The sequence below is a fragment of the Shewanella sp. KT0246 genome, assembly GCF_019654955.1.
Lineage (GTDB): Bacteria > Pseudomonadota > Gammaproteobacteria > Enterobacterales > Shewanellaceae > Shewanella > Shewanella goraebulensis.
Map to the genome: position 1 here is coordinate 35318 of NZ_BPEV01000037.1, position 11045 is coordinate 46362.

Below are 11045 nucleotides of genomic sequence, written 5' to 3' on the forward strand. Positions count from 1 at the left end.
GCTAATTATTTATAAAAACTTGATTAATTAGAAGAAAACGTTAACTTAAAAATGTTTATTTCAAAATGTTAGCTTCAAAATATTTAATTCCAAACATTACCTTAGAACATAAAAAAACCTTACTGAGTATGACTGCATCGCAGTGTTAACACTCTAGTAAGGCTTTTGAGTAAGCTTGTTTTAAATTACTTTGCTAACTTAGTGAAGTAATCAAAAATTACAGGTACGTCATTTTGACCCATACCAGCATCAACAGCAGCTTGTAAGCTTGTTGAAGTACCTTGAGCAATTAAAGACTGAGTACCTAAGTCTTCACACATTGCTAGGAAGTAACCAAGATCTTTGTTGGCATTAGCAACAGAGAAACCTAATTTTTCTTCACCATCTACAGCATAGAACTTGCAGAACTGCATGAACGGAGAGTTAGATGGACCAGCTGACATGATGTCAAACAGTTGTTGGCCATCAACACCTGCAAGTTTTGCAACTGCAAAAGCTTGAGACATAGTAGCAACAGTAGTCATGCCCATGAAGTTGTTGATTAACTTGGTAGTGTGACCTGCACCTAATGCACCTAGGTGGAATACATTCTCGCCTTGCTCTTCTAAAAGAGACTTAACCTTATTGAATGTATCCATGTCGCCAGCAGCCATAATATTTAATAGGCCATCTTTAGCATGTGCAGGAGTACGACCTAAAGGAGCATCAATCATGCCCGCGCCTTTTTCTGCTAGTGCAGCACCGATTTTCTTAGTAGAAGCTGGGATAGAAGTACCAAAATCAACTAATACTGAACCTTCTTTAATACCTGCTAAAACACCGTCGTCGCCGTAAACAATCTTTTCAACAACTTCTGAAGTTGTTAGGCAGAACTGAACGACATCACTTGCAGCTGCTAACTCTTTTGCTGAAGTAAACGCAGTTGCGTTACCACGGTCAGTAACTCGAGCAACAGCTTCTGCACTAAGATCCATTACATTTACTTGATAACCTCTCTTTTGAAGGTTCTCAACCATGTTGCCGCCCATAAGGCCAAGTCCGATGAAACCAATGACAGGCTTTGTCATATCTAACTCCTAAATATATTGGTAAATGCTATCTGAATGCTATTTGCGCTAGCATCAAGAATAGGCGTGCTAAGTTATTTTTATAAAAGCGAAAATGATTATCAGTCTTGCTTTTATAGTTTCAATTAAAAGTGTACGAATTCTTTACTTACTTCTGATTTTTTAATTGTATTACAATAAGACTGTAAAGCCAATTGTTTACTGACCAATTATTATAATTGGTTTACCAATTGTTGATTTTGTGACATTGGTTGTTTTATTTCGAAGTAAATACAGTGGTGTGGTTAGGGTTTATTTAAAGAGAGCCTATCAAATTAATAGGCTCTCTTTGCGAGGTGCGACTAAATTAGAATCTAGCGCGTAAACCTAACGTGTAACGACGATCTGATTCGCTATATTTCCATACAGAACCAAGTTCCGTTGTATACTCAATTGGCTCACCAGTTAAGTTAACAACGTTACCGACAACAGCGAAGTGTTCGTTAATATCCCAACTTGCAGAGAAATCAAACTGACCACGTGCTTCACGGTAGTTATTACCTACTGTTGCGTCAAAGTCATCTGCAGTAGGGTCATTTTGGTTAAATACGTTATAACCCAATGCACCAACAGTTTGAACGCGTTTTTCAGCTTGTGAATATAAGTAACGGTCACGCCAGTTGTATGCTAAACGGAACTGAAGATCTTCATTTTCCCAGTAAATTTGGCCATTAGCTGTATTTTCTGAAATGTTCAGTAATGGGTTACCATCAGGCTGCTCACTGTCTGCATAAGTATAGTTAGCATTAACACCAAAACCTGACCAGAAACCTGGTAAGAATGTGAACTGTTGCTGATAACCAAGCTCTAGACCTTTCACTTCACCACTACCACCGTTAACGTCAGTATCAATTACAATACCCGTTTGGCCAGCAGCTTTCTGTTGGTCTACATAAGCTAAACCTTGATCTTCTGTAGCGAAATTAACATCACCTTGACTTTGACCAGCAGTGTCGAGTAAACAAATGTTACCCCATTCAGTCGTGTTTTGACCTGATACGGTACTTGCATCAGCTAAACAGCTGCTGTCAGTTTGGGTGAATGAATTAACATCTTTATAGAAAAGCGCCGCAGAAACGATACCGCCATCACCAAAGTAATGCTCTACAGATAAATCGTATTGTGTAACACGGTATGGCTCAAGTTGGTAAGAACCTTGAGTACCAGTTACTAACGAGTTATCGATTGAAAGTGCTGGACTTAATTCATCAAAATCAGCGCGACGCATTACTTTCGCTGCAGCAAAACGCATTAACGTTTCTTCAGTTAAGGTATAAGTCACGTTTAAGCTAGGTAGGAAATCTGAATAATCATTTTTACCAGTATCTAGTACTTTATTACCGTCAGCGTCAACAGAAGCAACAACACTTGACTCCAGTTCTGTTTGAATATAACGACCACCAAATACCGCAGTTAAATCATCAAAATCTAAATGGAACTGAGCGTAAATAGCACTGGTTTTCTCGTTGATTTCTTTATATGCGCCGTTATCTTCGACCATGTTGTCGGCTAAAGTCCCGTTCATCGCATAAGAAGTGTCTTGCAGCATTTGTTGTACAAGTGCGTAAGTCGCTTCAGTATCTTGCAGTTGATCAGCGTCATATACATTGTACGTCAATAAATCGTTTTGGCCGTTAACACCGGTTTGGTCGAACGAATTATTCAAGTTAACGATATTCATGCTATCGGCAAGTAAAGCGTTATCAATCCAGATAGGGGCGAAGTTACCATTATCATCAACCGCTTTTTTATATGAATCTTTAAGTGTTGTGTCACCATTAATTGGTTTAAGATCAAAGCGGTTTGCTGTGTAATCTCGGTCAGTAAAGCGAACACCGGCTTTAACAGCTGATACCCAATCTACACCAATATCACTAATTTTAAAGTCAAAGCGTAATGCTTGCTCTTCATTGTCAGTTTCTAATGTTTTGTGGAAAAATTCACGGAAGACTAAGTTGTCAGGATTAGTTAGCATACCTGAGTCAGCATACATATAACCTGGAATACCACTACCGCTGTATGAGCTACTTGTACTTGTATGAGTGGTTAATGAATCAGTTGGGTCAGTACGTTCAATAGGGCGTAGGTTAAACTCGTTTGCTGTTTGTTTTTCTTCAGATTTAGATAATGAATACTCAGCAGACAGTTCAATATTATCTGTGATAAACCATTCACCACCAATGGCATGTGAGGTGGTATCTGACGTAGTAAAATCACTCCATGTTTTTGGAATTACTAGTACGCCATCTAAATCGTAATTATGAAGCTCGCCGTTAGAGTCGTAGTAAGAATCACTTCTTGCTACAGAAGAACCGCCTACATCAAGAATAGAATAAGCAGACTGGCCGCCATCTAGTTTGGTTGCATTTAAATCTAGGTAGATATTGGCTTCAGCACTAACGGGTTCCCATTGTAGAGAAATACCATAAGCAGTACGTTCACGTTGTTCAGTTTTTTGTTCAACTGTGTTTTGAGTGCGACGCAGGTATTTACCGTTTGGTCCACCTGAATCGTCAACAATACCGTCACCATCAATATCGATATTGTCTTGTAAGTCTACTTTACTAAAAAATTCATCACGACGTAATTCGCGATCTAAATAAGCTAAATTGGCAGAGGCACCAAAAGTACCCGCATCACCTAGGTCCCAGTTGTCACCAATACCCATTGAAAAATTAGGTGCTGTATTTTCTGTTTTATCCGCGTATTCACCATCTAACGTAATCGCTACAAGTGGCTCTGAAAGCTCTAATGGGCGAATTGTTTGCATGTTGACTGTACCACCCAAGGCACCTTCAATCATTTCTGGTGTTGGAGACTTAATGACTTCAACAGTTTTTAAGAAGCTAGATGGGAAATCATCTAAACCAATACCGCCACGACCAGCACCAGCAGTAGAACGACCATTCAGTAATACAAGGTTTTCTGATACGCCGCGAATAGTGACAGATTCACCTACGCCGAAGTCAGTACCAATTGAAACACCGGTAATACGTTGTAGTGCTTCTGCAATATTGTTATCAGGTAACTTACCAATGTCTTCAGCAACAATAGCATCGACAATACGGTCATCAGTTCGTTTTAGTAAGTTCGCAGCTTTCAAGCTACCGAAGATCCCTTTAACTGCGATTACTTCGATTTCACTTGTATCAGCTTCTGCAGCAGGTTCAGCTGCAAATGCTGGCATGGTTAGCAAAGCCGTTAAAGTCGCACCAAAGAGCGACACATTAGTCGCTTTACTTTTAGCCTCACTAAACATAGCGCTTATTCTATTAAGCTTCATAATTCCCCCAAAAATTGTTTTTAGTCATTGTTAAACTTTGTTATGACCAATTGTTGTTGTTTTAATCAACAGCAACATTTATATAACAGGGGTAATTTGATTGCAACTTATTATTACCAAAATCATTACATTGGTATACCAAGGTCTAGTGTGACTAGGTTTGTTGTCATACGTGAACGATCACTTTAAAATTTCGATTTGTAATAGGTAATATAAGTTTCCTATAGAGTTTTGTATTTATGGCTCTGATTTTAAAGGATTTATTTATTTTACCTATAAGTAGGTATAGTTAAGTGTTCTTCGAAGTGGATGATTGGTGGTAAAGCTTTGGTCATGTTTCGGTTTAAGTATTGGTAATACCAATTCTGGTTGTTTTTGTAATGGTATTAGTCAGATTAGAGAAGATTTTTGAACGTTAATAGGCTTTATTAAGCATAATAATGAACAATTAAAAAAGTGAAATATTGCCTTTTATGTGCTTAAAATCAATATTTTACAACGTATGTTTGTGACTGTGGAATTCTTGCAAAGAAATGTTTAATCCATTGAAAGGCTATTTAATGTCAATTTAGTATTACATATTCCTTTAAAAATTTGCTTGTGAAGCGATTGTTACATTTACTCCCTCATAAGCTATGGGGCGTGAAAGGGAATTATTATGAGAGGCCCGCATACATTTAAAATTGATGCTGTGTTTTGGGTTGATTGATTCGGGATTATTGATTTAAGTCAGTTGACTTAAGTTAATTTGTTAAGTGGCAAGTAGTTAAATCTATTCAGTAAATAGAACAAATATACCCATATGTTCCAAGCCACCTGATACTTAAAGTCACCTAATGCAAAAAGTCTATGAACATCATTATTAGACAAAATTAGAACCTACAAAATACTCATATTGGTATTTTTACTTTATATTTTTATACCGATTATTTTTAAAGTGGCGTTCAACAGCAGCAATATATGGCATTTTGAGCCCGACATATGCAGGACCAAAGGCTTCAAGGCCTCGCTCAGTCGTAAATTCTTTTGGTGCTGGAAGTACTACAATTGCCACATTCATTTGTTGGCTAAAGTTTGGATTGGTAATAGGGGTTAAGGTGTCCATGTCTAAGCAGCATATTAAATCAGGAATAGTGACATCGACTTCTTCGTTCAGCCTGCTTACCAAGTTCTCATTCTTCACTTCAATATGATAACGGTTACTTACATACTCGCCTGTACCGTCAATATAGAGATCTCCTAAAGTAAAACCATCTTGAGTTTTAAAGCTAAACTCAGTGACTATGCCTCTAAATGCCACATATCCTTCACCGTGATTAGCTATTTCATCTGCGATATCTTTATTTTGTTCTTTTGCTTTGCGATAGGCTTGGCCAATGGCTAAGGATTTAGATATTGTGCCTTTAATGACAGCATCTTTAACTTGTTCAATAGGCATTGCGTGATCGATAGCTGCAATGTCATTGCGGCTTATCATTGATAAGGCTCGCACAACGCTTTCTGCACGTAAATCATCGATGACATTCTCACAGATAAAGCACTCACCGAATTCGTTTGCAGTGACGATAGGCGCTGCTGGAATGTCATTAAAGTAATAAGTAGAGTGGGTGATTTCAGGAACGGCGCGGCCAGCAACATCGGCATCGATGATATAACCATTAGCCATTGCGGCAACGTAAAAGGAGATCGCGGTATTAGAGCCGCCAAGTTCGCAACATATAGTGCCGTAAAATTCATCACCAGTGTATTGCTCTAGGCGTTTAAATGCAGTCATTATTGATGATTCATCAGCTTTTGGAAGACGTTTATATTGCAGCTCTTCTTCCTCTGACATTGGCGTTAGTGCGCCAAGCATATAAGGAGTGCAGATATTCTTGCCTGCAGGGACATTTTCTACACTAATAAGATTAAAGGTTTTACCTGCCTCGAGCGCTTTATCAATATAGTGAAAACCTTCATCTAGCTCACCACCTCCGCCAGTGCCAAGAATTGCGCAGCCGTGTAATATGTCAGATAAGTCTAATCGAGTCAGTGTTTTCATCATTTACATCTCTTAAGCTTAGGTTTGCTCTGGAATTTTAATCTGTGTTATCTGAAGTTATTTTAATAATCACTGCAAAAATATGTGTTCAAATTTAAGCGTTACACAAAACAATCATCGCGATATCTCACCTCATGTGAGCGTTTTTTTTGCAAAGGCTTTCATTAAAAAGTAATAAGCCGGCACAGTGACGATTATGGCGTCACATACTTCAATGCTTGTCAGAGTTAAGTGACCTTTATTGACTAATATTGAGGTAAGTATGCCGATCCCCCATGCCATGACAGCGCAATAGTTAAAGGTGGGTAAACTGGTTAATTGTGTAAGTTGATAAACTTGCTGATGACGAAGCAGGAAAAAGTCCACTACGTAAATTGCAGCAACTGGGGTAAAGATTATTGATAAGCTAAATAAAAAGTCGGTGAAATTTTCCAGTAAATTAAATGAAGCAATCCCAGTGCCTAGCACCCCAGCGCATACAATAATCTTCCATTCCTTCCAATGAGCATTCATCGCATTAAAACCTAATGCTGCACTATAAAGGTTAACCACGTTTGTCACCCAACTCGACATAATTAGCAGTACAAAAGCTAAGGCACCAATGCCGAGCGTTAACATGACTTGTAATATGTCGCTTTGTTGCACGGCTAACCCTGCAATTGCAGCGGCGACATAAACAAATGTGTTGAGTAATAAAAAGGGCAGGAAAGAAGCGACGACGGTATCGGTTTTTGTTTTAGCAAAACGGGTAAAGTCAGGCATTAACACAACACTGACAATAAAACTTCCTACAACAGCAGATACCGCTTCACCGAAAGTCAATGAAATGGTGTCCATTTGTTGATTAATACTCTCGGCAGGGCTCAATGAGTAACCGAAACTTTTATAAAGCATGTAACTGATTAAGATAAACAACACTGGCACAAACAAGCTTGAGACTTTCTCTATCAATGAGAAACCCCAAATAGTGGTAAGTGTTATAAGGATGCCGGACGAAATATCGAGTACCCAAATAGGGACTGTAAAGTTAAACATCTGCAGTATTAGCGTTTGCGATACTTCGCTAAACAAATTGATGTTAACGCCATACCAACCCAGCAATGACAACACGAATGCTAAGCTGAGTAAGTTAGCGCCCTTAGTGCCAAATACAAATTTCATTGTCATGCATGATGTTAAACGGTTATGCATGCCAACTAACCCTGTCACCACACCGAGTACTGACAGAATCAGACCGCCAATCAAAAAAGCGTAAATACTTTGCTCTAGTCCTAATTCTCCGCCAAGCTCTATGCCTGTAATGAGGCCTGGCACCGCAAAGGCGAGTCCTCCATTAATCATCCCAATGCGAATACCGCCCACGGTTTTATGTTGTGGTACAGGGCGAGTAGCATAATCATCAAATATGTCATCTCTGTGTGATTGAGATGAGTCTGGTTGCGATGAATTAGCTAGAACATTGGTGTGTGATGATTGCTTTACTGACATGAACCCTCAACAGGCCTCTAATGAGGCCTTTGGTTTATTGAACAATTTATTTAATAAGTAAGTTATTTAACGAGCGACTTATTTAACAAGTACTAGATTAAAAGTTATATATTGCTTCAATACCATAGGTACGAGGTTTATTTGGCATACGTGCTAAGTCTGTCACACCGTCACCGAAAAAGAAGATGTCTTCAATAGTGCGCTCATCGGTTAAGTTATTAACATATAGCTGTACTGTCCAATCATCTGACTGTAAGCCGATGCCAGCATTAATCGAGGTAAAGGTAGAAGACGTCACATCTGGGATTTCAATATCAAAGTATTGTGGCCCTTTAACCTGAATATCAGCTCGTGAAACGATTGACCAATTAGCACCGATAGGGAACAAGTGATTAGCAGACAAGCTGTATGTATATTCTGGTACCCATACTTGCGAGTAGCCTTCAAGTTCAGGTTTGTCAGTAAATTCCTTAATTTCAGAATCGATTAAACCTGCATTAAATCGAACATCTAGGTTTTCAGTAGCCGCCCAACCAAGTTCAATTTCTGCACCTTTTGTTAGTACGTCATCAATGGCCAAGTTTTCAAGGGTAAAGGTATCAACATTAAACTGGGTTATTTGAGCATCTGATTGCGAAATCATAAACACAGCGCCGTTCAAAGTGACCTTATTTGAAAACAGCGTGGTTTTAAAACCTGCTTCATAACTGTCTGACACTTCTTGATTAAATACTCGATTAATTCCTTCGGCTGGCTCATTAAAACCACCACTTCTAAACCCTTTTGAATATCCGGTATATAGCAATAGATCAGGATTCATTTGATAAGCCAAAGTAAATTTAGGCTGCCACTCACTGAACGTATCTTCTGCAAAAGTATCTACAGGATTATTGGGGTCATAAGACTCGCGTTTATCATTGTCGTAGCGAAGTGCGGCTGTGAGTTCTAGTTTGTTAGTAATGTCATAGTTAATTTGACCAGAAAGAGCCCATGCTTTACTGCTATTTTTATCAGCAATGGTTAAGTAAATCATATCGTCGGTAAAATCATCTCTGTCAAGTGGCACGTCTCCTAAAAAATCATCAAAGAAATTAATAGTGTTATTGCGCTCTTTATCTTGATAAAAGGCTGACACTGCCCATCTTAGTCTCTGATCGCTTTGAGATGTAAAACGAGATTCAACCGTTAGTGACTTAACATCATTTAAGCCTTCGGTGCCAAATGGCGCTCGAAAGAAGTCATCTTCATCTATAAAGGTTGGGTCTGCCGAATAGTCTCCATCATAAAAGTGAGTGTTTTCACTGCTGCTATAGGCAGTAATAAAGTCGAACGTACCTAAATCATAATGCTGAGTTAATTTAGCACTGACTTCATATACATCGCGTTGATCGTTATTTCTGATATTTTGCGAAGTTGGAATATCAAAATCTTCAGAAGTATCTTCAGTCACGCCTTGATAATAAGCAAAACCAGCATCACTGGTGGTGTATCGGCCACGAAGGTTTAAAGTTGTATCGTCAAACAAGTCAAATTCTAACTGAGCAAATACTGAGTCTTCAGATAAGTAATCTGCTTGTTCATCTAAAAATACATTATCAATTAATCCGTCAGAGCTTTTGGTGTAACCGCCAACACGGAAGAATGCGCTGCTATCATCATTTAAGGCACCAGACACGACACCATTTAAATTGTAAGTGTTGCCATTACCATAAGAGCCTTTTAGTGTGCCTTCTAATTCATCCGTCGGTTTTTTGGTGGTCACGATAACCGCGCCGCCAATTGCCCCTTTACCGTACAGCGCGCCTTGTGCTCCGCGCATCACTTCAATACGTTCAATATCGACTAAATCTTGGTTAATAAACTCTAAGTCAGGTGCTGTAACTCCATCAACCACAAATGCTAAAGGGGCATCGCCCACTTGAGGGGTAATCAGTCCACGAATGGTAATTCTGGCTAACCCAGGGCGGAAGTTATCAAGTTGGCTTAAATTAGGTGTTAAATCAGCCACATCACGGAAGTTTTCAATACGCTGATTTTGGATCATGTCGCCACTGAATGCGGTCACAGAATCAGGTACATTTTGCAGTGTCTCTACACGACCACGAGCACTAATTTGAATTCGTTCAATACCGGCTTCTGCATTCGTTACTTGTTGCTGTTCATCTGCAGCATAAGCCGAAGTGACGAGCGAGAAACTGATCGCAGTTGCTAAAATTGATTTTGCAAAAATGTGACGATGGCTAGTGTTCATGTAGTTGCCCTCATAGGCTTATATGCATAATTATGTAGATATTGTGCATGTGTGTGATCCGTTATAACCATTGTGGCGCTTTGCTGAAAAATAATATTTTGTAATGCTATTTAAATGCAGTAAAAAATTATCGCTTTGAGATAAAACTAACGAAATTTTGCAAACAAATGAGGGATAATCCAGTATAGGCAAAGCAAATGCAGGCTTAGGTTTCTGAAAATGAAAAAGAAAGTAAAAATTGATAGCTACAATAAGAAGATTTTGGCGACACTTCATCTTGAAGGGGATCTGACGAATATCGAATTAGCTGAAAAAGTCAGCTTATCGCCGAGTGCATGTTTTCAAAGAGTCAAAGCACTAAAAGAAGCAGGTTACTTTCGAACGTTTCATGCTGATGTGAATTTAGAGCAAATATGTGAACATGTTATGGCGTACGTAGAATTCACTTTACACGATAATAGTGCACCGTCTCGTCGTCGCTTTGTGAGTGCAATTCAAGAAATTCCAGAGTTTATGGACTGTATGCAATTGAGCGGAGATATTGATTACATGTCGTTAAGTTGCTTTCCTAATATCAAAAAACTCAATGATATCTGTACAGAATTATCTGACCGCTCCGAGTTAAGTATTAAAAATATCAAAACTCGCATTGTGTTAGAGCGCAGCAAATGGTTTTTAGGCTACCCATTAGGCAGTTTAAAATGGTTAGATGACACACCTCAAGAAGCAGATTCTATCTAAATAGGCTATTTATTTTTGCAACTAGAGCAAATAACGTTCGAAACATATTTAGCGCCATTAAACTCATACCGATAGATAAAGTGACTTCTGACGACAAGCAGGTATTTACGCACTTTATAAACACAATAGTTATTC

Annotated in this window: 6 protein-coding genes; 1 reads left to right on the forward strand and 5 read right to left on the reverse strand. The window is 38.8% G+C overall.

Annotated features, from left to right (window positions below):
• Positions 1-185 precede the first annotated feature (185 nt).
• The 5 genes from K5Q58_RS16690 to K5Q58_RS16710 form a co-directional block, all read right to left on the reverse strand.
• Positions 186-1067: an NAD(P)-dependent oxidoreductase gene (locus K5Q58_RS16690; RefSeq protein WP_220755028.1), complete on the reverse strand. Its 882-nt coding sequence runs from the start codon at positions 1065-1067 to the stop codon at positions 186-188.
• Between the two features lie 346 nt (positions 1068-1413).
• A complete protein-coding gene (locus K5Q58_RS16695) occupies positions 1414-4389 on the reverse strand; it encodes a TonB-dependent receptor (protein WP_220755029.1) in 2976 nt (991 codons plus the stop codon).
• A gap of 904 nt (positions 4390-5293) precedes the next feature.
• Positions 5294-6433 (reverse strand): DUF917 domain-containing protein, encoded by a 1140-nt coding sequence (locus K5Q58_RS16700; protein ID WP_259651374.1) that lies wholly within the window; start codon positions 6431-6433, stop codon positions 5294-5296.
• Between the two features lie 129 nt (positions 6434-6562).
• The gene (locus K5Q58_RS16705) at positions 6563-7918 is read right to left on the reverse strand and encodes a cytosine permease (RefSeq protein ID WP_220755030.1); all 1356 of its coding nucleotides are present in this window, start codon (positions 7916-7918) and stop codon (positions 6563-6565) included.
• A gap of 97 nt (positions 7919-8015) precedes the next feature.
• The gene (locus K5Q58_RS16710) at positions 8016-10169 is read right to left on the reverse strand and encodes a TonB-dependent receptor (RefSeq protein ID WP_220755031.1); all 2154 of its coding nucleotides are present in this window, start codon (positions 10167-10169) and stop codon (positions 8016-8018) included.
• Between the two features lie 219 nt (positions 10170-10388).
• Between K5Q58_RS16710 and K5Q58_RS16715 the strand changes: the two genes are divergently transcribed.
• Positions 10389-10910, forward strand: a complete 522-nt coding sequence (locus K5Q58_RS16715; RefSeq protein WP_220755032.1) for an Lrp/AsnC family transcriptional regulator — start codon at positions 10389-10391, stop codon at positions 10908-10910.
• Positions 10911-11045: the final 135 nt, after the last annotated feature.

Coding starts and splice junctions, on each gene's coding strand:
- K5Q58_RS16690 (WP_220755028.1), bottom strand. CDS start 1,067: ATGACAAAGCCTGTCATTGGTTTCATCGGACTTGGCCTTATGGGCGGC.
- K5Q58_RS16695 (WP_220755029.1), bottom strand. CDS start 4,389: ATGAAGCTTAATAGAATAAGCGCTATGTTTAGTGAGGCTAAAAGTAAA.
- K5Q58_RS16700 (WP_259651374.1), bottom strand. CDS start 6,433: ATGATGAAAACACTGACTCGATTAGACTTATCTGACATATTACACGGC.
- K5Q58_RS16705 (WP_220755030.1), bottom strand. CDS start 7,918: ATGTCAGTAAAGCAATCATCACACACCAATGTTCTAGCTAATTCATCG.
- K5Q58_RS16710 (WP_220755031.1), bottom strand. CDS start 10,169: ATGAACACTAGCCATCGTCACATTTTTGCAAAATCAATTTTAGCAACT.
- K5Q58_RS16715 (WP_220755032.1), top strand. CDS start 10,389: ATGAAAAAGAAAGTAAAAATTGATAGCTACAATAAGAAGATTTTGGCG.